Raw genomic sequence first — 22,226 nt, 5'->3', positions numbered from 1 at the left:
GTCTGGTCTGTAGCGCGAGCGAACGATTTTTTAAGGGGGGCGTGAAAATAAATTCACGCGCGGTCGATACGCGTCCATACACCCAGGTAGGACACCACCTGCAACGCCAGCACATCCTTGAGCGCAGCAAGGGCTTGGCGGCTGTCATCCAGGCTAAACACCCCGGAGATGCGCAGTGGGGCCGCGCGGGCTGAAACCTGCAACAGCCCCGGATGGTAGGGCCTGAGGTGGTCGATCACCTGGCCCAGCGTCTGGTCATACACTTGCAGCAACCCCTGCGTCCAAGCGCGTTCGTCGATGTAACCCTTGGCAATGGGTTGCCAGGCATGGCCGTCGAATGTCAGGCCCTGGCCCGCCAAAACCCGTTGACGGGTGCCGGGAGTGCGCAATTCCAATTCACCCTCCAACGCCCAGAGCTGAGCGGTGTTTGCTTGAACGCTGAGCACACACCGCCCGCCATTGAGCCACGCCTCGCCCCAAGGGCACTGCAATACAAACGGGCGCGCCGGGTCGTTATGCACTTGGGCAGATACCGCGCCACGCAACAGCTGCACGGTTCTTTGGGTGGCACTGAAGCTCAGGTCTACCGCGCTGCGGGCGTTGAGCAGTAAAGACGAGCCATCTTCCAGGCTGAAGCGTCGACGTTCGGCGGTAGCCGTGCGCAAATCTGCCCCCCAGCCCTCGTGCAACGGGCCGCCGCGCAGGCTCAGCAAGGGCGTGCCCACTGCCACGGCGCCCACGGCCAGTGCGCCCCGCAATAGGCGTCGACGGCTATGGTTGACGCTGGTCAGTGCCTGGCGCGAGCCCTGTTGCTGCGCCAATGGCATGAGTGCCCGGTCCAATTGGCGGGTAAGCCGGTGCCACGCGTCTCGATGGCTGGGGTCGGCGTCCAGCCACTGCTCGAACTGGGATTGGGCAGGCCCGTCGAAAGCCCCCGAGCCGCGGCGCGCATACCACTCTATGGCTTGCGCCACGGCAGGAGACAGGCTGTTCATGACTTGGCCAGGTAGCAGGCGGTCAGGCCCTGCACCACGTATTGGTGCACTCGTGTTACCGATACGCCGAGCTCGCGGGCGATACAGGCGTAGGTCCGGCCGTCAAGCTGGCTATACAAGAACGCCGCACGAGCCTTGGTGGACAAACCGTCGAGCAGCCGGTCGATCTCCAACAGTGCCTCGATGACCAGCCAGTGGTCCTGAGGCGAGGGCGCGACGGCTTCGGGTAGCGTGGCCAGTACGTCCAGGTACGCACGCTCAATATCGTTGCGTCGCCAGCGCGCGAAGACCAGCCGCTTGCCAATGGTGCTCAACAAAGCGCGGGGCTCACGAATCCCATGGGGATCAGGCATCGCCACCACTTGGGCGAAGGTTTCCGCCGCCAGGTCGGCGGCATCTTCACGGCATCCCAGGCGTATTCGCAGGCGTTCCAGCAGCCAAGGGTGATGGTCACCAAACAGGCGGTGCAATGCGGCGTTGCGCGAGGCTACGTGGGAGGAAGGACTGATCAACACGGTTGACGCCACCTGGCGAATGAAAACGATTCTCAATGGTGGCGTTATTGAGAATTTATTGCAAGATTTTACACCGGCAGAAAACGTACGCTGAACGTTGTGCCGTCCTGCTCAGTGGAGCTCACCGTCACATCCCCGCCATGCACACGCGCCAACTCCCGCACGATATACAACCCTAATCCAACACTGCGTACCTCACTGCCCTGGTCCGTGCCCCGTGTCATAGGCTCAAACAGCCCAGCCAGCAAGGTTTGGGGAATAACAGCGCCGTGGTTGTGCACCGCTACTTCGCAATGCCCATCACCCAACCAGGAAGTGATGCTGATTGGCCGTTGCAGGTCGCCGTACGCCACGCTATTGGCCACCAGGTTGCCGATGATCTGCTGCACGCGGTCAGCATCGAGGCTGGCGTCGCCACTGCCAATGGCGTGATGCTCCAGGGTGGCCTTGGGGAAGGCCACGCGCAGTTCATCCACCGCTTGGTGGGTCACTGCGTGCAGGTCCAGCGGGGCGGCCTTGATGGTGATGCCTTGGCCCACGCGGGCTTGGGTGAAGTCGAGCAGGTCGGCGATCATGCGTTGGGCGCGTTCGGAAGACTGGCCGATATGCCCGAGCAACTGACGTTCCTTCGCGGTGCGTTCGCTACGGCTGAGAAAGTCCGACGCCATGCGGATCGCCGTGAGTGGGTTTTTCAGGTCGTGGCTGACAATCGCCACCATCTGTTCGGCAAACATCGCACGCCGCTGGGCGATGGCATAGGCCTCGCTCAATTCGGCCTGGGCCTGCTTGAGGGCCAGTTCGGCGGCGGTTTTTTCCTGCAGCAGTGCTTCGGCAAAATTACGTGCGTTGAGCAACTCGCGCTCGTACTTATCGCGGTCGGTGGTGCCAAACAGCGCCAGGTCGTACACCGCGCCGCCAACCCGTTCGCGCTTGAGACCATTGAGCAGCACCGTGACCTTATGACCATCGCGGTGAAGCATGTCGAGCTTCACTTCGGTGACGCTGCCATGCATGCGCAGCATCGGAGCCAGGTGGGTCTGGTGGAAGATCCGCCCACCCATGGTGAGCAGGTCCTGGAAGCGTCGCCCGCACAGTTCGGCGCTACTGAACCCCAGCCATTCACTGAAGCGTGCATTGACCTGCAGCAGGGTGCCGTCCTCCGCCGTGGCAGCCAGGGCGCAGGCGGCGCGGTCGAACAACTCAGCAGGCATGGGCATCGATCCATGGCGCCAGGAAGGTTTCCATGGCGTCTGCACAAGCTTGCGGCGCACTCATGTGCGGGCAATGGCCCACATTGTCTACCAGGCAATAGGTGCTGTTGGGTAAAACGCTGTGCAGGTATTCGCCGACAGCCACCGGGGCGATCAGGTCGTCACTTGATTGCAGGATCAATACGGGGGTGGCAAGGCCGCTCACATCCTGGCGGTTGTCGGACATAAAGGTCACCCGCGCAAATTGCTTGGCGATCGCAGGTTCGGTGCGGCAAAAGCTGTCTGTCAGCTCAATGCTCAAGGCCGGTTGCCCCGGCGCACCCATGATCACTGGGGCCATGCTGCTGGACCAGCCGAGGTAATTGCTGTCGAGGGTGTCGAGCAGGTCCTGGATATCGGCGAGCTTGAAGCCGCCCACATAACCATCGGCATCGATATAACGCGGCGAGGGGCCGATCATCACGTGGGCGGCGATGCGTCCGGGGGCCTGACGGTCGGCGAGGGCGGCGATCATGGCGCTGACCGAGTGGCTCACCAGGATGACCGGCCCGATGGCGAACGCGTCGATCAACTCGTTCAGGTCGCGTGCGTAGCCGTCCAGCGTGCCGTACTTGGCTTTGTCGAATGCACTGAGGTCCGACTGGCCGGCGCCTACCAAGTCATACATCACCACGCGGAAACGCTCGCAAAATGCCGGCGCCAGGTAATTCCACATGGCCTGGTTGCAGCCGAATCCGTGGGAGAACACCAGGGTCGAGGCCCCGTTGCCCATCACACTGACGTTGTTGCGGTGGCGTAGGTCCATGGGTTTCTCGGTCGTGGCGTTTTGCTATGCGTGCGGGCAGTTTAGATAGTCAACGCCGTGGGGTCACGCGTTATAGCGTTGATGGGGTAAAGTCGGCGCCTTCAGGAAGAAACTTCAGGTAACAAAGCATGGCGGTGATTGTGCGCAAATCGGTCTTGAGTCTGCTTGCATTGGTCTTTTTCGGCCTGTTGAGTGCCGCCCACGCGGACCCTTCGCCGATAGGCGTTGCCCTTGACCAGCGGGTGATCGACCTCACCAACACCCTGGATGGCGTCACTACAACCCGCCTTAAGAGCCAGCTCGCCGACCTTGAGCAGCGCAAAGGTTCGCAAGTGGCCGTGTTGCTGGTGCCCAGCACCGGCGGCGCGAGCATCGAAGACTTCGCCAACCAACTATTTCGCGCCTGGAAACTGGGGCGCAAGGACGTCAATGACGGCATCCTGCTGGTCGTGGCCAAGGATGACCGCAAGGTGCGCATCGAAGTGGGGTACGGGCTTGAAGGCACCGTCACGGATTTGTTGGCGCATCGCATCATCGAAGAACACATCACGCCGGCATTTCGTCAGGGCGATTACGCAGGGGGTATCGCCCAAGGCGTGACGGATCTGGTGGTGCTGGTGGACGGGGGAGATTTGCCTGAGGTGGCTGAACCGGGCTTTCCCGCAGGCGCCATCGCGGTGCTGTTGGCGTTGGTGTTCGGCGCTGTCGTTGGCGTGCTGATGGCCGCCGGCAAGCTGAAATGGCGGCGTGCGTTGATGGCGACGGTGGCACTTACAGTGCTGCTGGCGATTTACGGTGGGGGCCGGGAATGGCCGGTGTACCTGCTGATCGTGCCGCTGACGGCCTTGATCGGCGGGGCCATATTCGGCGCGTTGTGGTTGGCACGTACGGCGTTTTACTGCGTGCTTGGGGTGCTGGCGTATGTCGGTGGCGTGCTGATGGCGAGCCGCGTTGTGGAGGTCAATCTCATCCACTGGCTGGGCTATCCCTTGGGCGGCGCAGTGGTGCTGGGCTTGTACCTGTTGCTGTTCTTGCTGATCAAGGCGTCCTGGAAAAACAGCCCGCGGTTTTTCCTCCTGCGCTTGCTGGCGGTTGCGCTGGTGTATGGCGTGGCAGGCATGCTCCTGGGCAGTACGGCCCAGGGCTGGTTAGTGGCGATCCCCATGGCTTCATTTGCGGCGTTGTTTGTGTTTATCCAGAGCGGCACGGGGGCGGGGTCGAGTTCAGGCGGGGGGTCGCGTTCGAGCTCCGGCCGCTCCAGCTCCAGCAGCAGTTCGTCGGGTGGTGGCGGTTCGAGCGGTGGCGGCGGGGCTTCTGGAAGCTGGTAGGTTCAAGGCAGCACGATATAGTCGTTCTGCTGGATGATCGGCCTGTGGGCACCTTGCACCAAGTGAATGTAGCGGCCGTCCACCAGGTCGATGGGCAAACAGTCGTCGACATCGAGTACAGCGTCGGTGTGGCCTTGGGACCAGTGGCGCAACATCTGTCGTTTGCCCAGGTTTTTTGCCTCTTGTTTATTGCGGGCAACCACCAGCAAGTAGTGGTGAGCCTCGCCAAAGCTGCTGGCCTCATAACCGCCCAGGTTGATGAAGTACAAGTGATATGCGCCAGCCTCTGGGGCCAGAGGGCTGAGCTCGACTTTCCAGCCGTCGACCCCGTCTACGGCCATCCACGCGTCGATATGCAGGCCTTTGGCACTGCCAAACCAGCCATCACGCAATTGCGGGTAGGTGGCGTCCAACGTATCCGCAGCAGCGAACACCACATCGTGCACTTCGATTTTAGCCCGTGGGTGCTTGCCCCCGAGCATGACGACAAACAGCATTGCAGATATTTCCTGGCAAATTGGCAGGATGCAACCATCCTTCGATTGAACCCTGCTGTCCAGCGAATGCCACACTCTTAAACTGCAAACTCATCAGGAGGTTGTCATGCGAACCATTGATCTGGCGGGCGTTCCCGTCCCTGTCATCGGCCAGGGGACCTGGCGCATGGGCGAAGATCCCGATCAGCACCGCGCCGAAGTCGCAGCGTTGCAACTAGGCATCGACGAGGGCATGACCCTGATCGATACCGCTGAAATGTACGCCGAAGGGGGCGCCGAAACCGTAGTGGGCGAAGCGATTCGCGGCCGCCGCGACCAGGTATTCCTGGTGAGCAAGGTCTACCCCCATAATGCCAGCCACAAGGGCGTGCCCCGTGCATGTGAAGCCAGTCTAGAGCGTCTGGGTACCGACCATATCGACCTGTATCTGTTGCACTGGCGTGGGCAATACCCTCTTGAAGAAACGGTCGAAGCGTTCGAGCGTCTGCGCGAAACCGGCAAGATCGGCCGTTGGGGCGTCTCGAATTTCGACGTGGCGGATCTGCAGGAACTCGCATCCCCGGCCTGTGCAACCAATCAGGTGCTCTACAACATTGAAGAGCGTGGTATCGAATTCGACCTGCTGCCTTGGTGGCAACAGCACCATTTGCCATTGATGGCGTACTGCCCGATTGCCCAGGGTGGCGAACTGTTGTCCAGCCCCACGCTCAAGCAAATCGCCCGGCGCCATGACGCTACGGCCGCTCAGGTTTCCCTGGCTTGGGTGCTGCGCCAAGAGGGTGTGATCGCCATTCCCAAAGCGGTGACGCCCGAGCACGTGAGGCTCAATGCAGCCGCTGCCAAACTCGTGTTGGATGAACATGACCTGGACGCTATCGACCGGGTGTTTGGTGCCCCCCAGCGTAAGCATCCACTGGCGATGGTTTAGCCAGTCAGCAAAAACGGCACCGTTGCTGGTGCCGTTTTTACATTATTCCAACTTAACCCGAAACCGGGTTGCGCCAGTCATCCGACCCGGACGTGCCGGACACTTCATGAGTCCATGTGATTTTGCGATAAGTGAAGTGCACATCTTCCAAGTGAGTGAAATGGGCGTTGTTCGGGTCCTGGCAGGTGGGCATGCGCGATTGGATGTCCACGAGGGTTGCCCCTTCCAGTTCAATGGTGAAGTAGTGCTCCTGGGTGCCCGCAGACGAAGTCCGGAACCATTCCAACCGACATTTGACTTCCTCGCCGCTGGTCAATGCACTGAATAGCATCGGTGAGGATTTGTCGAAGACCTTACTGATCATCAGCGGTTTGTGGACCCTCTGGCCTGTGGGCTGTCCGGACTGAGGGTCACGGGGAATGATGACCTGGTGGGAAAAGGCCTGCACCAGGATCTGGTCCTCGTGGCCTTCCTGGTAAATGTTACCTACCGAGTCCTGAGTAAACGTGCCTGCGGTAATCAAACCCTGTTTGACACCAGTTATAGAGAGATAGGCGGGTGTTGGCATGACGGGTTTCCTTGTCTGATTGAAGAGGTAGTTCCAGCCGAGAAGAGTAATGACTGGAACAGTGGCCATTACAAAAAGCGTGCCTGAAATAAGGCAAGTCAATAAAAGCAAGGGTGTGGATGCGTATTGGGTGGATGTTTTAGAAGTTAACACTTGGGTTGATAAAAATGTGCGGATATTTTTGCGCGCAAGTGCGCATAAAGTTGCTCACTTTGATTTTTTCGATGGAGTCTGGTTAAGCGCGTATATCAGCGATGAGAGTACCTTTTTAATGCGCAAAATATTGCGCAGGCCTATGTTTTATGGGGTTGTAGGAATCTTCTTAAGTATTGCTCCATTGCTTGCCGAATGTAGTTTGCATAGCTAAGGTTCAGCAAGTCACGGCGAATCCCGTGACAACTAGATGGCATTCTGATGCGCAGTTTGAGTGTGCTTAGTTAGTTTGTCCTGTCGTGAACAGCTTTGTGCGGTGCCGAATGGCTTATTCAGACAAGCGTTGCGCTTATTACCTTGAACTTGCACAGCTGCCCTGTTCGCAAATGAGTTTTGCGGGCAGTGATATACGCTTTTCAAGCGAATATGAATCCTTGGAAGCGGAGGTAGGTAAAGCGCAATCGATTCACGGTAACGCACAGCCCGATTGGCACAAAGTCCTTGAAACCAGCGAGTACCTATTACGCCAGCAATCCAAGGATCTGCGTGTCGCCGTCTGGTTGGCCTGGGCGCTGCAGCAGCGAGAATCTTTTCCAGGCTTGCTGGCTGGCCTCGGGTTGTTACTTCATTTCTGCGAGCATCATTGGTCGACGGTCTATCCTGAAAAACTTCGCACGCGTGGCGCAGCGTTCAGCTGGCTGGTTTCACGTATCGAGCAAGTATTCGTACAAAATCTGCCGCTCCAGAACCAGCAACCCCTGTTCGAGGTAATGCTTGAACGCTTGACGCGTCTCGATGAAATCTGGTCCGAGCACTTGGCGGATGAAGCCCCGTTATTGTTGCCCATTCGCCGGCAGTTGGCGCAGCGGCTGGAGCATGCCGCTCAGAGCAACCCCGCGATCGCGGGCTTGGGTGGCGTGAGTGACCCAGTCAAGCCCGCCACTCTTCAACGGTTGAAGCCCGAGTCGCCGATCAACAACGAAAAAGACGCGCATAAATTACTGCGCTCATTGCAGGAACAGGCTCGCCCATTGTGCGCATGGTGGCTGCGTCAGAGTGCAACCGACCTGCGGGCCCTGCGCCTTAACCGGACGCTGGCGTGGCTGGCGCTGGTCAGCTATCCGGGTGCCGATGCCGAACGGACCACAGATTTGCGCGGTCCCGCGCCCGAAAAGCTTAAGCGTTATCAGGAGCGCTTCGATCAGGGACATCACGCTGATCTTATGCTCGAACTCGAGGCCAGCCTCGCGGGGGCGATGTTCTGGCTCGACGGGGTGCGCATGGTCTGGCAGTGCCTGGAGGCACTGCACGCCGAGCCGGCCATGACCGAGCTGGAAGTGACCTTCGCCCTGTTGCTGAAACGTTTGCCCCACCTTCCGGAATTTCGCTTCCACGACGGCACTCCGTTCGCCGACGACATTACCCGTGACTGGATTGCGCTGCACGTCACCCGCCACCTGCAAACACCCGAAACTTGCACAAAAGTCGTTGATGCCAATGCCGCGCCATGGGAAGCCGCTTTGCTCAGCGTTGCGCCCAGGCTGCGTAAAGACGGGCTCAAGGCGGCAGTTGGCGAGCTCAAGCACGGCATGCAGGCCGCCCAGGGTGACCGCGCGCGTTTTCATTGGCGGCTGGCCCAGGCTCGCCTCTGTGTGCAGGCCGGCAAACATGAGCTCGCGAAGATCCAGCTCGAATACCTGATTGACGAACTGCAACGCACAGGCCTGGAGCAATGGGAGCCGGAGTTGACGCTGCAAGTGACACAACTTCTGTACCGCTGCTGCGACCTGCTGCCACAAAGCCATGCGGTGCGCGAGCGCAAGGAAGATACCCATCGCAGGTTGTGCCTCTTCGACCTTGAAGCGGTACTTGAATAGGCTTTCCAGCCACTCGAAAAAGGAGAAATACCATGGCCAAAGAAGGGTCGGTAGCACCCAAGGAACGCATCAATATCACCTTTAAACCGGCTATAGGCGGCGCTCAGGAGGAAATCGAACTGCCATTGAAACTGCTGGTATTAGGCGACTTTACCCTGCGTGACGACGTGCGCAAGCTGGAAGATCGCAAGCCGATTTCCATCAACCAGCACACCTTTGATGAGGTGCTGGCCAAGCAGGCATTGAGCCTGACGCTGAGCACCCCAAATCGTCTGCAGGAGTGCGCGGACGTGGAAGAGCTGACGATTCAGGTGCGCATCAATTCGATGAAGGATTTCAATCCGGCAAGCCTGGTCGAGCAAATCCCGGAACTGCACAAGCTGATGGCGTTGCGTGAGGCGCTGATGGCGCTCAAAGGCCCGCTGGGCAACACACCCAGCTTTCGCAAGGCTATCGAACACGCCCTGACCGATGAAGGGGCGCGCGCCCGCGTATTGGCGGAACTAGGACTGGGCGAGCACGTCGCCTGACATTTTCAGAAAAAGGACACTGATGCGATGAGCACCCAGCAAGCCCTGGCGACGGCGCAACCCGCCGGCGAAAGCAGCATTCTCGACACTATTGTCGCCCACACGTTACTCAACGCCGACGACGAGGCTTACAGCATTGCCAAGCGCGGTGTGTCAGCGTTTATCGAAGAGTTGATCAAACCGCAAAATCACGGGGAGCCCGTCAAGAAGCGGTTGGTAGACCGGATGATTGCCGAGATAGACGCCAAGCTCAGCCAGCAGATGGATGAGATATTGCACCACCCGGATTTCCAGGCACTCGAAGCAGCGTGGAAGGGGTTGCAGCTACTGGTCGACCGCACCAATTTTCGCGAAAACATCAAGATAGAACTGTTGAGTGTCTCCCGACAGGACCTGCTGGATGACTTCGAAGACTCTCCGGAGGTGACCCAATCCGGGCTGTATAAACACATCTACAGTGCCGAGTACGGTCAGTTTGGCGGGCAGCCTGTGGGCGCAATCATCGCGAACTATTTCCTGAGCCCCAGCGCACCCGATGTGAAGCTGATGCAGTACGCGTCCAGCGTGGCCTGCATGGCTCATGCTCCCTTCATTGCGGCTGCCGGGCCGGGTTTCTTCGGCCTGGAAAGCTTTACCGGCCTGCCGGATCTTAAAGATCTCAAGGACCATTTCGAGGGCCCGCAGTTTGCTAAATGGCAAAGCTTTCGCCAGAGCGAAGACGCTCGCTATATCGCGCTGACCGTACCACGCTTCCTGTTGCGCACTCCCTACGATCCTGTTGAGTGCCCGGTCAAGACCTTTGCCTATCAGGAAAACGTGGTTAACAGCCATGAGCACTACTTGTGGGGCAACACCGCCTATGCCTTCGCTACGCGCTTGACAGACAGCTTCGCGCGATTTCGCTGGTGCCCGAACATCATTGGCCCCCAAAGCGGCGGCACCGTAGAAGATTTGCCCTTGCATCACTTCGATAGCATGGGCGAAATCGAAACCAAGATTCCTACCGAAGTACTGGTATCCGATCGTCGTGAGTATGAGTTGGCGCAAGAGGGCTTTATCGCCTTGACGATGCGCAAGGGCAGTGACAATGCCGCTTTTTTCTCCGCCAGCTCAGTACAGAAAGCGAAGAACTTCGGCATCAGTACCGAAGGCAAGGAAGCCGAGTTGAACTACCGTCTGGGGACACAGCTGCCTTACATGATGGTGGTCAATCGGCTGGCCCATTACCTCAAGGTATTGCAGCGTGAACAACTGGGCTCATGGAAGGAACGCACAGACCTGGAACTGGAGCTCAATAAGTGGATTCGTCAGTATGTCGCTGACCAGGAGAACCCCAGCGCCGAAGTTCGCGGCCGACGTCCGCTTCGGGCGGCCCGTATTGTTGTCAGTGACGTCGAGGGCGAACCAGGCTGGTACCGCGTCAACCTGAGTGTACGCCCGCACTTCAAGTACATGGGGGCAGACTTCACCCTGTCCCTGGTTGGCAAGCTCGATAAAGAATGAGCAAAGGTCAGGGGATAACCCATCACTCAAGTCTGTTTGAACGCCTGGAGCGCCCATCAGCCGCTCCTGCCTGTGGCATGACATCCGTTGCTGCTCATCTAGGCAAAATGCTCAGCATCCGCGCTGGCAGCGTCCAGACGTTGCCGGATTATGGCTTGCCTGATCTCAATGACATGAATCAGAGCCTGCACGAGTCATTGAGCCAATCTCGGGTGTTGATCGAACGGTTTGTTCGAGCGTACGAACCACGGTTGAAGCATGTACGCGTGAGGGTACTGCCTCGTGAACATGACCCTTTGGTCATGGCTTTTGCGATTGAGGCCAGGATGAGGGTCGAGGGTGTCATGCAGGCCGTGGTATTTACCGCGAGGCTATGCAGTGTCGGGCGCGTCGAGGTGCAGCCTGATGTCGTTTAACCGGTACTACCAAAGTGAACTCAGTGCATTGAGGCAACTTGGGCGACGTTTTGCCGAGCGCAATCCTGCACTTGCACCTTTTCTTGGGGCGCCAGGCCAGGACCCTGATGTGGAGCGGCTGCTCGAAGGCTTTGCCTTTCTCACCGGTCGCCTGCGTCAAAAGCTGGATGACGAGTTGCCTGAGTTGACTCATTCCTTGATGCACCTGTTGTGGCCCAATTACATGAGGCCGATGCCGGCGTTCAGCATGTTGCAGTTTGAGCCGTTAAAGCATGTCGGCCCTGGTGTGAGCGTGGCCCGGGACACCCCGGTCGACAGTGCGGCGGTCAATGACGAGCGCTACCGTTTTCGAACCTGTTATGCCACCCAGGTCCTGCCGTTGCAACTGAGTGCGTTGGAGTACAGCGTCCAGGGCGAGCGTACGTTGTTGTGCCTGCGTCTGGACATGAGCGCTGAGGGCAATTTCAGTGAGTGGACGTTCGATCAACTGCGGTTGCATTTTGCGGGTGACCGCTACATCAGCCAGGGGTTGTATCTGAACCTGTTGCGCCATCTTCAGGGCATTGAATTGTTGCCACTGGGCCGCGATGGCCTGCCGGTCAGCGGCGTCGACGGCCAGCCCGTGTCGCTGCGACTGGGTGCAGATCAGGTGCAACCGGTGGGGTTCTGCGAAGAGCAGGCGCTGATTCCGTACCCGTCGAATACTTTTCGAGGCTACCGATACCTGCAGGAGTACTTCGCTTTTCCCCAAAAATTCCTGTTTGTCGATGTGCACGGCCTGGATGCTCTGCACCGGCTTCCCACCGCAGTGCTCGAACACGTGTGCAGCCTGACGCTACGGTTCGAGTTGAATACCCAATCGCAAGAAGCCCAACGACCTACGTTGGACAATGTGAAGCTTTACTGCACGCCGATCGTCAATCTGTTCAAGCTGGATGCAGTGCCGGTTCGCCTGGATGGCAAGCAGGATGAGTATTTGGTGATGCCTGGGGAATACGCCCGTGGACATGCCTGTGTGTTTTCCGTAGACGCCGTCACCGGCTGGCGCCCAGGAGGGTTGGGGCATCAGACGTATGTGCCGTTTGAGTCCTTTGAACATGACGGCAGTATTGGCGAGCAGGCCGGGGGGGCGAGCTACAGCATTCGTCAGCGTTTATCGGCGCAGCAGGATGAACTCGAAACCTGGCTGGGCTTCGGTACGCTCCCAGGGCGTGAACCGGAAACGTTATCGATCGAGCTGACCTGCACCAATCACAACCTACCCAGGCTCCTTCAAGTGGGGGCGATCAACCAGCCTTGCGAGCAGACGCCTGAGGGCCTGTCGTTTCGCAATATCAGCGTGCCGACCGCCAGTTTTGCGCCGCCCCTTGACCAGGATTATCTCTGGCGACTCATCAGCAACATGTCCCTCAACTACCTGTCGCTCAGTGACATCAATGCCTTGAAGGTGATCCTTGAAACCTATGACTTGCCTCGTTATCACGACCGGCAAGCGCAGAAAATCAGCCAGTGCCGTTTGGATGCCTTGCGGTCCATCAACCATACGGGTGTCGATCGACTGCACCGCGGGTTGCCGTTTCGAGGCGTGCGGGTCGATCTGACGGTGGATTGCCAGGGCTTCCTCGGACAGGGCGAAGTGTTTGTATTTGCGTCGGTGCTCAACGAATTTTTCGCGCTGTACGCCAGCCTCAATGCTTATCACGAACTGCGAGTCATCAGCACACAAGGAGACGTGTATCTATGGCCACCCCGGATGGGCCAACAGCCCCTGCTTTAAACAAATTGTCCTGCGTTATCCGTGAGTACTCGCTTTTTCAGGCGGTTTTGCAGGTCATGAGGTGCCTGAGCGAAGCCCATCCGTCCCTGGACGACGACGCGCTGTATGACTTGCTGGAGTTCCGGGCAAACCCGGGTTTAGGGTTCCCTGGGCACGATATCGATCGGTTGGAGTTTTTTATTGAGCATGATCGATTGCGTGCACGTCTTCGCCTCAACGTGCTGGGCCTTTGTGGTGCGGGTTCGCCTTTGCCGGCGTTTTATGGTGAGCAAGCGTTGGCCGACGGCGTGAATGGCAATCCCACCTGTGACTTTCTAGACCTGTTTCACCACCGCTTGCATCGGTTGATGTTGCCAATCTGGCGCAAGTACCGCTATCGGGTGTGTTTTCAGGCCGGTGCGAGCGACCCGTTTTCAGAGCAGATGTTTGCATTGATCGGCTTGGGCGGGCGAGACATACGCGGCGCCGCGCAATTGGACTGCAAGCGGTTACTGCCCTATCTGGGGTTACTGAGCTTGCGGGCGCACTCGGCCGCCTTGATCGAGACGGTGCTGCGTTACTACTTCAAGCACGCCCGCTTGTTCATCGAACAATGGGTTGAACGCAAGGTTGTGATTGCAGACCAGCAGCGCAATCGACTGGGAAGTGCCAACAGCAGACTCGGCTACGACCAAGTGCTCGGCAGCAGGGTCGCCGACCGCAGCGGCAAGTTTAGGGTGCATGTGCAAGGTTTGGACTGGCACCGTTTTCACGCTTTCTTGCCGACGGGACCGGACTTTCAAGCGTTGTGTTCACTGGTACGACTGACGGCGCGCGACCCGTTGGAATATGACCTGCGCCTGGTGCTGGCAGCAGGCGAGATACGGCCGTTGCACCTTGGTCAGCACAACCTCTGTCGTCTGGGCTGGACCAGTTGGTTGGCGCATGAGTGCGCCGATGGTGTAGCCATCGTCGCCAGCAACGTTCAATAGGGACAAATAATTATGATGAATGTGGACTTGCAACAACTTATCCAGGCATTGACCGCCGGGGCTCGCCGAGACCTCGAACGGTCGGCAGAACGTTGCATGGGCCGTGGCGGCAGTGAAGTCATGGTGGAAGACCTGTTGCTGACGCTGCTGGAGCATGACGACGGCCTGCTGGTACAGGCGTTGGCTGGTGCCGAGATTGAGGCCGGTGAACTGCAAGCAACACTACAGTTAAAAGGGGAGCCAGGCGTGTCGCGCAGCCCGGTGTTTGCCCCGGCGCTTGTGCAATGGCTGCAACAAGCGGTGATGGTTGCGCACCTGGAACTGCGGCAAGCGCAAGTCGGGCACGGAGCGTTATTGCTTGCCCTGTTGCGTCACCCGTTGCAGAACGCAGGCAGCGGGTACCAACGGTTGTTGAGCCAGTTGGATACGCAGCGAGTGCTTGAATATGTGTTGAGTCAGGGGCCTGAAAACCCAAGCACTCCAGTAGATGAGTCGTGGTTGGAGCGCTTTACCCATGACCTGACGCGTCAGGCCGCTGAAGGTCGCGTCGACCCGGTGCTGTGCCGTGATGACGAAATCCGCCAGTTGATCGACATCTTGGTACGCCGGCGCAAGAGCAATCCGATTCTTGTCGGTGAGGCGGGAGTGGGTAAAACCGCTATCGTCGAAGGCCTTGCCCTGCGGGTTGCCAACTCACAGGTGCCAGAACCCCTCAAGGACGTGCGGGTGCTGGCTCTGGATATGGGCTTGCTTCAGGCCGGTGCCAGCATCAAAGGGGAATTCGAACGACGCCTTAAGGGTGTGATGGATGAAGCCCGAACCTCACCCAAACCAGTCATCCTGTTTATTGACGAGGCACATACGTTGGTGGGGGCGGGAGCCCTGGCGGGTACGTCCGACGCCGCCAACCTGCTTAAGCCGGCCCTGGCGCGTGGCGAGCTGCGTGCCATTGCCGCCACCACCTGGTCGGAATACAAGAAGTACTTCGAAAAAGACCCGGCCCTGGCCCGACGCTTCCAGCCTGTGCGTGTTGGCGAGCCGAGTGTAGAACAAGCGGTTGCCATACTGCGTGGCCTGGTGCCGGCATATGAAGCCAGTCACGGCGTGTACGTACGTGACGACGCCCTGGTCGCGGCTGCGCAGATGAGTGCGCGTTATCTCGCTGGGCGGCAGTTACCCGACAAGTCAGTAGATGTGCTGGACACCGCGTGTGCACGTGCACGAATCAGTCGTGTGACGGCGCCAGAGGCATTGCAAAACCTCTATGCGGCACATGCTGAGGGTGTGCGGCAGCGTCAGGCATTGGACCGTGACAAGCAGGCGGGGCTGCTCGTGGATACACAGGCCTTGCAGGCGCTGAACCTTAGATTGGAGGTGCTCGAGTGTGAGCAGAAACACCTTGAGCAATCCTGGCTTGAACAGCGGGTATTGATCGAACAGGTGCTTGCGTTGCGCGAGCAATTGCGCGAAGCGCGACATGCAGGGCAGGGCGTTGGTGAACTTGAACACGCCTTGGCCACACAGCGCGAAGCACTACTCATGCACCAGCACAAGCAGGCGTTGGTCAACCTCGACGTATGCCCACGCTTGGTGGCACAGGTGATCAGCGCATGGACCGGTATCCCCGTTGAGCAACTGGCCGTAGAGCACAACGAAACTGCCCTGGGTTTTGGCGATGCATTGCGCTCGCGGATACTCGGTCAAGAGCCTGCCATCCAGGCCTTGGACCGCAACCAACGGGCGGTCGCTGCCGGACTCAACAAGGTGGATGCGCCGGTGGGTGTTTTTCTTCTGGTGGGGCCGAGTGGAGTAGGCAAGACCGAAACAGCGTTGGCCCTGGGCGACATCCTGTATGGCGGCGAGCGCTTCGTTACCATCCTCAATATGTCGGAGTTCCAGGAAAAACACTCGCTGTCGCGGTTGATTGGTGCACCGCCGGGGTATGTCGGCTATGGCGAAGGCGGCGTACTCACAGAAGCCGTGCGCCAACGACCGTATTCGGTGGTATTGCTCGACGAGGTCGAGAAAGCCGACCCGGAGGTGCTGAGCCTGTTCTACCAGATCTTTGACAAGGGATTGGCCAATGATGGCGAAGGTCGAGAGATCGATTTTCGCAATACGTTGATCTTGATGACGTCCAACCTGGGCGCTGAATGCATCGACGAGCTATGCGCAGGTGGTAAACGCCCGGATACATCGGTGCTGCAGGAAGCGATTCGCCCGCTGTTGCGTGCTCACTTCAAGCCGGCGCTGTTGGCGCGGATGCGAGTGCTGCCGTATTACCCGGTCACGGGTGAGGTGTTGCATGACCTGATCAGGCTCAAGCTAGAACGCCTTGGACAACGGTTGCAACAGCGCAGACTGGGGTTTAGCTACGCCCCTGAATTGGTCGCGCAGATGGCCACACGTTGTGCTCCGGGCGACAGCGGTGCGCGGTCTATCGATCAATGGATCGAGACGGGTTTGCTGCCGCAAGTAGTCGACCGCGTGCTGGAGGGTATGGCGGCTGGCGAAACGCTAGCGCAGGTGCATGTCAGCCTTGGCCTCGATGGGCTGCCGGTCTGTGAGTGCAACTGATGATGGATCATCCGTTTACTAACGTGCCCAACCCTTTGGTTTACGCCGATGCTTTACTGGGCTGGTTCAGCCGCCTTGGAGTTGACGGCGACGAAGCGACGTTGCCAGATTTGTGTGTAACAGCGGCGGCAGAACTAAGCCAGTGTGAACTCAGTCAGTTGTATCGATACGACGAGGCGACCCGCCGGCTTGAGTTGCTTGCCCAGCATTTGCCTGGGGGAGCATCGCCTTGTGAGGCGGTGTTACGTACCGATTTTCGGCATGAGCAGTTGTTGCACTACGTGCTGAGCCAACAACGGGCACTGGAACTGGAGGATGTGTCCGGCAGCCTCTACGAAAGCGGGTTCCTACCCGCGACGGCAACGCCCTGGCGATCATTGTCATGCATACCGTTGTTCAGTCGGCAAGCGCACATTGCCGGCGTGCTGCTGTGCGCCAGCCAGCATTCGAAACGGTTGCAAGGCTATGCGCCCTCATTGGCTCACCTGGGCCGCTTTGCCTTGAATCAACTTGAGCTTTTACGAAATAAACGCCCCTTACACGTCATCGCCCCGGTCAAGTCTCGTACGGCGTTTGGTTTGATCGGCAACAGCAAGGCGATGGATGAGACCTGCCGCCTGATCGCAAAGGTATTAGACGCGCCTTACACCGTGCTATTGCGGGGCGAAACCGGGACTGGCAAGGAAGTCGTGGCTCGCGCTATCCATGCTGCAGGGCCGCGCAGCGACAAAGCGTTTGTGGTGCAGAACTGCGCAGCATTTCCCGAAGGCTTGCTGGAAAGTGAGTTGTTCGGCTATCGCAAAGGTGCTTTCACCGGCGCCGAACGTCACCACACGGGTTTGTTCGACACGGCACACGGCGGCACCTTGCTGCTGGATGAAATTGGCGATATGCCGCTGGCACTGCAAGCCAAGCTGCTGCGAGTTCTGCAGGAAGGTGAGGTACGTCCGCTGGGGGCGAGTGCGGCCCATAAAGTAGATGTACGCATCATCGCCGCGACCCATCGCGACCTTGGCGCAATGGTTGCCCAAGGCAGCTTCCGAGAAGACTTGTATTACCGGCTCGCGCAGTTCCCTATCCAGTTGCCTGCCCTGCGTGAGCGCGAAGGCGATGTGCTCTTGCTGGCCCGGGACTTTGCAAAAACGGCGTGCAACGCACTTGGCCGGCGCCCCGTGGAATGGTCAAACGCCGCCCTTGATCAACTCTCGAGCCATGGGTTTCCAGGCAATGTCCGCGAACTCAAATGCCTGGTGGAGCGTGCAGTGCTGCTCTGTGACGACGGCGTGATTGTGCCTGCACACCTGTCTTTGTCGGTGGCACCCACTGCGGTGCAGGTGGATGCCACATTACGCCAGCGGTTGGAGCGGGTTGAGCGGGTATTCCTGATCGACTGCCTGCACAAGAACCGTGGCAATCGAACCCGCACCGCTCGGGAGCTGGGCGTCGCACGCCGCACGCTGCTCTACCGTCTTGCCCGCTTGAAGATCCCCTTGGGCGAGATCCGGGAGGAATGCTGAATGACCCGTATGTGGATGCCTCACTTTTCTGGGAGATACCTGATGTTTCTTCGTTCGTGGCCAGCCCTGGTGCTCGCCTTATGTTTGCTGAACGGCTGTAAGGCCAATTACGTCTTTGACGACTCTGACTACCGCCCCCTGGGGGATTCCCGGGCAAGTGGTCGCGGCCATTGAACAAGGATAACTTGCCATGCAATTAGTGCTTGAGGTGTGTGATAGCGCTGGCGGTGAGCCTGCGGGCGACAAGACGTTTGACGGCGCCGGCGGTGTAATCGGGCGAGGGGCGGCATGTGACTGGATCATCGCCGACCCTCAACGCTTGATGTCCAGTCATCACGCCTTGGTCAGTTATCGTGACGGACAGTACTTTTTGACTGATATCAGCAGCAACGGTATTGGCATCCTCGGCAGCCCCGAGCGCTTGTGCAGGGGGCAGGTGCGCCTGATTGGAGAAGGTGACGTCTACCAGTTGGGCTCGGTGAGTATTCGCGCCCGGCTGACAGGGCGCGTACGGCAAGCGTGCGCTCTTGGCGAGCTGATTCCCGATGACCTCTTTCTAGGGCCCGACCCGTTGCACGCAATGGACCGCGAGCAGCGGCGCAGTGAGTCATCTGCGGACCTGGACGCGTTGAAGGCGGGACTCTGTGAATCCGCCCACTCGATAGGCATTGAAGGGGTTGAGCGAGACCATTTGGTTTTACCTCAATGGGCCCAGCGGGTCAGTGAGTCACCTGCGACCCAACCTGCCACCCCTGTATCGACGGCTCCCGATGGGTTCTGGTTGCAGTTCGGTGCAGCACTGGGAATGCCCCTTGATTCACTCGATCCCCAGGGTCGTGAAGCGCTGGCGATCAAAGCCGCCAGCCTGCTCAAGCAAAGTATCGAGGGGCTGCAACAGAGCCTGCGAACCTGCGACGAGTTGACCCGTGACTTGAACCTGGGCGGGACCACCTCTGCGCAACGCAGTCACCACGTCTTGAGGGGGGCCGCCGATAGCCAAGCTGCGTTGGCGGCCTTGTTGGGGGCCGCCGAGCCGGGGCATTTGCCCGCTGAATTGGAGGTTGCTCACGCTTGCCGTGATATGCAGGCCCACCAACTGGCTCTGGTCGTGGCCTGCCGCGCCACTGTGCGAAGCGCCCTGGCGGCGTTTGCGCCAAGTCATCTGCTGCTGTGTTTTGAGCGTGAGGCCAAGCCGTCCATTTTCACCTTCGACGGCGCGCATTGGCGAGCGTACCAGCGCCATTACCAACGCTTGATCGGCCAGCAACCGTTAACTGAGCAGTTATTTCGTCACGACTTTTCCGATGCCTATAACGAGCAGCTGCGCCTGGTTTCGACCCTGCATACAGCCTACCTGGGATGATATTCATGTATCGAATCGCTGTTACATCAATGCTGGTTGCACTGGGGCTTTTGGCGGGTTGCAGCAGCGTTTCTCCGTTCTCGGCCTTGACCAAGCTGGACCTGACGCTGGCGGCCAGTGACGAGGTCAACCCCGACCGCCATGGCCGACCGTCACCCGTTGTGGTGCAGCTGCTTGAACTGCGGCACCCAGTGGCCTTCGAAAATGCTGATTTTTTCAGTCTTTATGGCCGTGGCGAGCAGGCGTTGCCCAAGGATTGGCTGGCCAGCGAAGAGTTGGAGCTACGCCCCGGCGAGCGGCGTGAACTCAAGCTCAGTGTTGAACCTCACAGTCGTTACGTCGGCGTGCTGGCGGCCTATCGGGACTTGCCCCAAGTGCAATGGCGGTACGTGCTGCCAGTGCCCCATCGGCAGCTGACGCGTGTCGTATTAGTGCTCGATCACACTGGAATTCGAGCTGCCAGCACGCATGCCATCGCGAGGGAGGATTAACATGTGCGCCGATAAAGTTGTCTGGCAGGAAGGCATGCTGCTGCGCCCTCAGCACTTGCAACATAATGACCGCTACTACCATCAACAGCTCAATCGCACCCGCCTGTTAGGCAGTGATCCTTGGGGCTTCCTGGTGCTGGAAGTCGACGTGCAATATCTCAATCTGGGCAAGATCGTGGTCAACCAGGCCAGCGGCGTGTTGCCGGATGGCAGCCTGTTCGAGCTCAATGGAGCGATGGAACCCTTGGTGTTACAGGTGCCCGCCAACGCCGGTAGGCAAGCGGTATACCTGGCGTTGCCGCTGGCCGCCGGTAACCAGATTGAAGCTCGCACACTCGAGCAATCTGATGTGCTGACGCGTTACGTCTCTCGCGAAATCGAAGTGGTTGATTGTAATGCCGGCGCCGATTCACGCTGCCAAATCAACTGCGCGCGCCCCGATTTTCGCCTGCTGCTGGGGGAGCAGCCCAGTGACGCGCTCTACGTCAAATTGCAGGTCGCCCAAGTACTGGACTCCACCAGTGAAAGTGGCATACGGCTGGATACAGACTTTGTACCAACGTTCATTTACCTGCAGGAGTCAGGTTATGTGTCTTCGTGCATCAAGGAGGTAATCAGCCTACTGGCCAGCCGAGGCGACGCAATTGCTGCCTGTATCCAGGGCGGCAACGCATCCTCAGGGGCGCAGATCGGCGACTTTCTGATGTTGCAATTGATCAACCGAGCGGAGTTGATCCTGCGTCACTCTCTTGGCCAGCCCCAAATTCGCCCGCAAGCAATGTTTCGGGAGCTGCTGTCGATCCTTGGCGAATTATCGACGTTCGCTGCCGATAGCAAACGTGCGCAGTTAGAGGTGTGCTACCAGCATGGCGATCAGGGCGCGAGCTTTCGCGGGTTGATGGAAGGTCTTCGCAAGGTGTTGTCACAGGTGCTGGAGCAGCACGCCATCGAGCTGAAGTTGGAGCCACGCCAGTATGGGGTGTTGGTGTGCCCGATGAGTGACCCCAAATTGCTCGGGAGCGCGACGTTCATCCTGGCTGCCACTGCCCAGTGCGACTCAGAGGAGCTACGCCACCGCTTGCCGGCGCACCTCAAGATTGGGTCGGTGGAGCGCATCCGCGAGTTGGTCAATCTGCAATTGGCAGGCATCAAGATCAAGCCTCTACCGGTAGCGCCGCGACAGATCCCATTCCACGCCGGCAAGACCTATTTCATCCTTGAACTCAGTGCCCGTGACATTCACCAGTTGGAACAGTCGGGTGGTTTTGCCTTCCATGCCAGCGGCGAATTTGCCGCGCTGGAACTCCACTTCTGGGCCATCAGGAACTGAACGCCATGACTACCGACACTGAATATTCGCAGGATGAGAAAACCGTGTTGCTCGACCATGAGGGGCGCAGTCCGGCCCAGGCGGCGCTAACGGATACGCCATCGCCGCCGCGTTTCGAGCAACTGGAAGATCGCATGATCTACACCGCGCGCTTGCAGGGCGCGATGAACTTCAACGTGGGCCCCAACCCGCTGGTGGACGCCGCCTGGGAACTGTTGTTGCAGCTAAACCAGCTCAAGGTCAGCTCAGGTCGTGAGCCCCTGCAGGCGCTCAATGATCGACTCGCTGCTGCGATCACTGCGTTTGAAGCCCACGCTTTGCATCAGGGCGCAGACCCAGGGCAGGTGATGTCAGCGCGCTATGTGCTGTGCAGCACCCTCGACGAAGCGGTGGCCACCACGGCATGGGGTGGCCGCAGTGACTGGGCGAAGAGCAGCCTGTTGAGCCGTTTTCACAACGAGACATTTGGCGGCGAAAAGTTCTTTCAACTGCTGGAGCGTTTATCCCATGACCCTGTCAAGCACGTAGCCATGCTGGAGTTGATCTACCTGTGTTTGTCCATGGGTTTTGAGGGCAAATACAGGGTCATGGAGCGGGGTACGACGCAGCTTGAAACCGTACGTGATGCCCTGCACCGACAGATCCGGCATGTGAGGGGCGATCGCCTCTCGGTGACCACGCCGCCGACCGCCGTACCAGGAGGTCTACCACGGTCGCACGTGTCCTGGGCCACGTGGTTCAGCGTGCTCGGATTTGCCGGTTTGCTGGCGATGTATGTGGGGTTCGCCTGGGTGTTGGGCAACGAGCGCTTGGCCGCGCTGCAACCTTTTCAATCCTTGGCGCTGGATAACTTTCTGCCGCCCTTGTAATGCAG

The 22,226-nt window shown here is 58.9% G+C and carries 21 protein-coding genes; 15 read left to right on the top strand and 6 right to left on the bottom strand.

The genetic code is table 11. The features are described 5' to 3' along the window. Nucleotides 1–53: 53 nt before the first annotated feature. The 4 genes from ICY20_RS26210 to ICY20_RS26195 all read right to left on the bottom strand — a co-directional run bounded on the left by ICY20_RS26210 (nucleotide 54) and on the right by ICY20_RS26195 (nucleotide 3,526). On the bottom strand, nucleotides 54–995 hold the full coding sequence (locus ICY20_RS26210) for a FecR domain-containing protein (RefSeq protein ID WP_228758596.1): 942 nt from the start codon (nucleotides 993–995) through the stop codon (nucleotides 54–56). Then, nucleotides 992–1,504, bottom strand: coding sequence for a sigma factor-like helix-turn-helix DNA-binding protein (locus ICY20_RS26205; protein WP_159961993.1), 513 nt, complete (start codon nucleotides 1,502–1,504; stop codon nucleotides 992–994). Before ICY20_RS26205 ends, ICY20_RS26210 begins: the two co-directional genes overlap by 4 nt. Before the next feature lie 74 nt (nucleotides 1,505–1,578). Then, nucleotides 1,579–2,721, bottom strand: a complete 1,143-nt coding sequence (locus ICY20_RS26200; protein WP_159961929.1) for a PAS domain-containing sensor histidine kinase — start codon at nucleotides 2,719–2,721, stop codon at nucleotides 1,579–1,581. Continuing rightward, a complete protein-coding gene (locus ICY20_RS26195) occupies nucleotides 2,711–3,526 on the bottom strand; it encodes an alpha/beta fold hydrolase (protein WP_194939021.1) in 816 nt (271 codons plus the stop codon). The genes ICY20_RS26200 and ICY20_RS26195 overlap by 11 nt, the downstream gene beginning before the upstream one ends. A gap of 128 nt (nucleotides 3,527–3,654) precedes the next feature. On the opposite strand from ICY20_RS26195, the gene ICY20_RS26190 reads away from it, so the two are divergent. Continuing rightward, nucleotides 3,655–4,854, top strand: a complete 1,200-nt coding sequence (locus ICY20_RS26190) for a TPM domain-containing protein (protein ID WP_194939020.1) — start codon at nucleotides 3,655–3,657, stop codon at nucleotides 4,852–4,854. Between the two features lie 2 nt (nucleotides 4,855–4,856). Here the strand turns inward: ICY20_RS26190 and ICY20_RS26185 are convergent, their stop codons facing one another. Continuing rightward, on the bottom strand, nucleotides 4,857–5,351 hold the full coding sequence (locus ICY20_RS26185) for a DUF1543 domain-containing protein (RefSeq protein WP_159961932.1): 495 nt from the start codon (nucleotides 5,349–5,351) through the stop codon (nucleotides 4,857–4,859). Between the two features lie 106 nt (nucleotides 5,352–5,457). On the opposite strand from ICY20_RS26185, the gene ICY20_RS26180 reads away from it, so the two are divergent. Continuing rightward, nucleotides 5,458–6,279, top strand: coding sequence for an aldo/keto reductase (locus ICY20_RS26180; RefSeq protein WP_194939019.1), 822 nt, complete (start codon nucleotides 5,458–5,460; stop codon nucleotides 6,277–6,279). A gap of 52 nt (nucleotides 6,280–6,331) precedes the next feature. Here the strand turns inward: ICY20_RS26180 and ICY20_RS26175 are convergent, their stop codons facing one another. After that, nucleotides 6,332–6,847, bottom strand: coding sequence for an Hcp family type VI secretion system effector (locus ICY20_RS26175; protein WP_159961934.1), 516 nt, complete (start codon nucleotides 6,845–6,847; stop codon nucleotides 6,332–6,334). Between the two features lie 49 nt (nucleotides 6,848–6,896). Between ICY20_RS26175 and ICY20_RS26170 the strand changes: the two genes are divergently transcribed. From ICY20_RS26170 to icmH, 13 genes are all read left to right on the top strand, one after another. After that, complete coding sequence (locus ICY20_RS26170) at nucleotides 6,897–7,214, top strand: hypothetical protein (RefSeq protein WP_194939018.1); 318 nt, start codon at nucleotides 6,897–6,899, stop codon at nucleotides 7,212–7,214. A 109-nt stretch (nucleotides 7,215–7,323) separates the two neighbouring features. Further along, nucleotides 7,324–8,877 (top strand): type VI secretion system protein TssA, encoded by a 1,554-nt coding sequence (tssA, locus tag ICY20_RS26165; protein WP_194939017.1) that lies wholly within the window; start codon nucleotides 7,324–7,326, stop codon nucleotides 8,875–8,877. Between the two features lie 32 nt (nucleotides 8,878–8,909). Then, on the top strand, nucleotides 8,910–9,407 hold the full coding sequence (gene tssB, locus ICY20_RS26160) for a type VI secretion system contractile sheath small subunit (protein ID WP_194939016.1): 498 nt from the start codon (nucleotides 8,910–8,912) through the stop codon (nucleotides 9,405–9,407). Between the two features lie 27 nt (nucleotides 9,408–9,434). Further along, on the top strand, nucleotides 9,435–10,910 hold the full coding sequence (tssC, locus tag ICY20_RS26155) for a type VI secretion system contractile sheath large subunit (RefSeq protein WP_194939015.1): 1,476 nt from the start codon (nucleotides 9,435–9,437) through the stop codon (nucleotides 10,908–10,910). Between the two features lie 14 nt (nucleotides 10,911–10,924). After that, on the top strand, nucleotides 10,925–11,326 hold the full coding sequence (gene tssE, locus ICY20_RS26150; protein ID WP_194939059.1) for a type VI secretion system baseplate subunit TssE: 402 nt from the start codon (nucleotides 10,925–10,927) through the stop codon (nucleotides 11,324–11,326). Further along, entirely contained in the window at nucleotides 11,316–13,103 is a 1,788-nt protein-coding gene (gene tssF / locus ICY20_RS26145; protein ID WP_194939014.1) for a type VI secretion system baseplate subunit TssF, read from the top strand. The genes tssE and tssF overlap by 11 nt, the downstream gene beginning before the upstream one ends. Next, nucleotides 13,067–14,074 (top strand): type VI secretion system baseplate subunit TssG, encoded by a 1,008-nt coding sequence (tssG, locus tag ICY20_RS26140; protein WP_159961940.1) that lies wholly within the window; start codon nucleotides 13,067–13,069, stop codon nucleotides 14,072–14,074. The genes tssF and tssG overlap by 37 nt, the downstream gene beginning before the upstream one ends. A 12-nt stretch (nucleotides 14,075–14,086) precedes the next feature. After that, the gene (gene tssH, locus ICY20_RS26135) at nucleotides 14,087–16,651 is read left to right on the top strand and encodes a type VI secretion system ATPase TssH (protein ID WP_194939013.1); all 2,565 of its coding nucleotides are present in this window, start codon (nucleotides 14,087–14,089) and stop codon (nucleotides 16,649–16,651) included. Further along, the gene (locus ICY20_RS26130) at nucleotides 16,651–18,168 is read left to right on the top strand and encodes a sigma-54 interaction domain-containing protein (RefSeq protein ID WP_194939012.1); all 1,518 of its coding nucleotides are present in this window, start codon (nucleotides 16,651–16,653) and stop codon (nucleotides 18,166–18,168) included. Before tssH ends, ICY20_RS26130 begins: the two co-directional genes overlap by 1 nt. A gap of 190 nt (nucleotides 18,169–18,358) precedes the next feature. Further along, entirely contained in the window at nucleotides 18,359–19,531 is a 1,173-nt protein-coding gene (gene tagH / locus ICY20_RS26125) for a type VI secretion system-associated FHA domain protein TagH (RefSeq protein ID WP_194939011.1), read from the top strand. 5 nt (nucleotides 19,532–19,536) lie between these two features. After that, nucleotides 19,537–20,022, top strand: a complete 486-nt coding sequence (gene tssJ / locus ICY20_RS26120) for a type VI secretion system lipoprotein TssJ (RefSeq protein WP_194939010.1) — start codon at nucleotides 19,537–19,539, stop codon at nucleotides 20,020–20,022. A 1-nt stretch (nucleotide 20,023) separates the two neighbouring features. Continuing rightward, entirely contained in the window at nucleotides 20,024–21,352 is a 1,329-nt protein-coding gene (tssK, locus tag ICY20_RS26115) for a type VI secretion system baseplate subunit TssK (protein ID WP_159961945.1), read from the top strand. Between the two features lie 5 nt (nucleotides 21,353–21,357). Then, nucleotides 21,358–22,221, top strand: coding sequence for a type IVB secretion system protein IcmH/DotU (icmH, locus tag ICY20_RS26110; RefSeq protein ID WP_159961946.1), 864 nt, complete (start codon nucleotides 21,358–21,360; stop codon nucleotides 22,219–22,221). Nucleotides 22,222–22,226 lie beyond the last annotated feature (5 nt).

Source organism: Pseudomonas pisciculturae (assembly GCF_015461805.1).
Lineage (GTDB): Bacteria > Pseudomonadota > Gammaproteobacteria > Pseudomonadales > Pseudomonadaceae > Aquipseudomonas > Aquipseudomonas pisciculturae.
This window is presented reverse-complemented; position numbering and strand designations above follow the sequence as displayed.

Bases quoted from the DNA above. Each gene is read 5' to 3' on its own strand.
- ICY20_RS26185 (WP_159961932.1), bottom strand. From the start codon at position 5,351: ATGCTGTTTGTCGTCATGCTCGGGGGCAAGCACCCACGGGCTAAAATC.
- ICY20_RS26190 (WP_194939020.1), top strand. From the start codon at position 3,655: ATGGCGGTGATTGTGCGCAAATCGGTCTTGAGTCTGCTTGCATTGGTC.
- tssB (WP_194939016.1), top strand. From the start codon at position 8,910: ATGGCCAAAGAAGGGTCGGTAGCACCCAAGGAACGCATCAATATCACC.
- icmH (WP_159961946.1), top strand. From the start codon at position 21,358: ATGACTACCGACACTGAATATTCGCAGGATGAGAAAACCGTGTTGCTC.
- ICY20_RS26175 (WP_159961934.1), bottom strand. From the start codon at position 6,847: ATGCCAACACCCGCCTATCTCTCTATAACTGGTGTCAAACAGGGTTTG.
- ICY20_RS26170 (WP_194939018.1), top strand. From the start codon at position 6,897: ATGACTGGAACAGTGGCCATTACAAAAAGCGTGCCTGAAATAAGGCAA.
- ICY20_RS26210 (WP_228758596.1), bottom strand. From the start codon at position 995: ATGAACAGCCTGTCTCCTGCCGTGGCGCAAGCCATAGAGTGGTATGCG.
- tssC (WP_194939015.1), top strand. From the start codon at position 9,435: ATGAGCACCCAGCAAGCCCTGGCGACGGCGCAACCCGCCGGCGAAAGC.
- ICY20_RS26195 (WP_194939021.1), bottom strand. From the start codon at position 3,526: ATGGACCTACGCCACCGCAACAACGTCAGTGTGATGGGCAACGGGGCC.
- ICY20_RS26180 (WP_194939019.1), top strand. From the start codon at position 5,458: ATGCGAACCATTGATCTGGCGGGCGTTCCCGTCCCTGTCATCGGCCAG.
- tssK (WP_159961945.1), top strand. From the start codon at position 20,024: ATGTGCGCCGATAAAGTTGTCTGGCAGGAAGGCATGCTGCTGCGCCCT.
- ICY20_RS26200 (WP_159961929.1), bottom strand. From the start codon at position 2,721: ATGCCTGCTGAGTTGTTCGACCGCGCCGCCTGCGCCCTGGCTGCCACG.
- tssG (WP_159961940.1), top strand. From the start codon at position 13,067: ATGGCCACCCCGGATGGGCCAACAGCCCCTGCTTTAAACAAATTGTCC.
- tagH (WP_194939011.1), top strand. From the start codon at position 18,359: ATGCAATTAGTGCTTGAGGTGTGTGATAGCGCTGGCGGTGAGCCTGCG.
- tssF (WP_194939014.1), top strand. From the start codon at position 11,316: ATGTCGTTTAACCGGTACTACCAAAGTGAACTCAGTGCATTGAGGCAA.
- tssJ (WP_194939010.1), top strand. From the start codon at position 19,537: ATGTATCGAATCGCTGTTACATCAATGCTGGTTGCACTGGGGCTTTTG.
- tssA (WP_194939017.1), top strand. From the start codon at position 7,324: ATGGCTTATTCAGACAAGCGTTGCGCTTATTACCTTGAACTTGCACAG.
- tssH (WP_194939013.1), top strand. From the start codon at position 14,087: ATGATGAATGTGGACTTGCAACAACTTATCCAGGCATTGACCGCCGGG.
- ICY20_RS26130 (WP_194939012.1), top strand. From the start codon at position 16,651: ATGATGGATCATCCGTTTACTAACGTGCCCAACCCTTTGGTTTACGCC.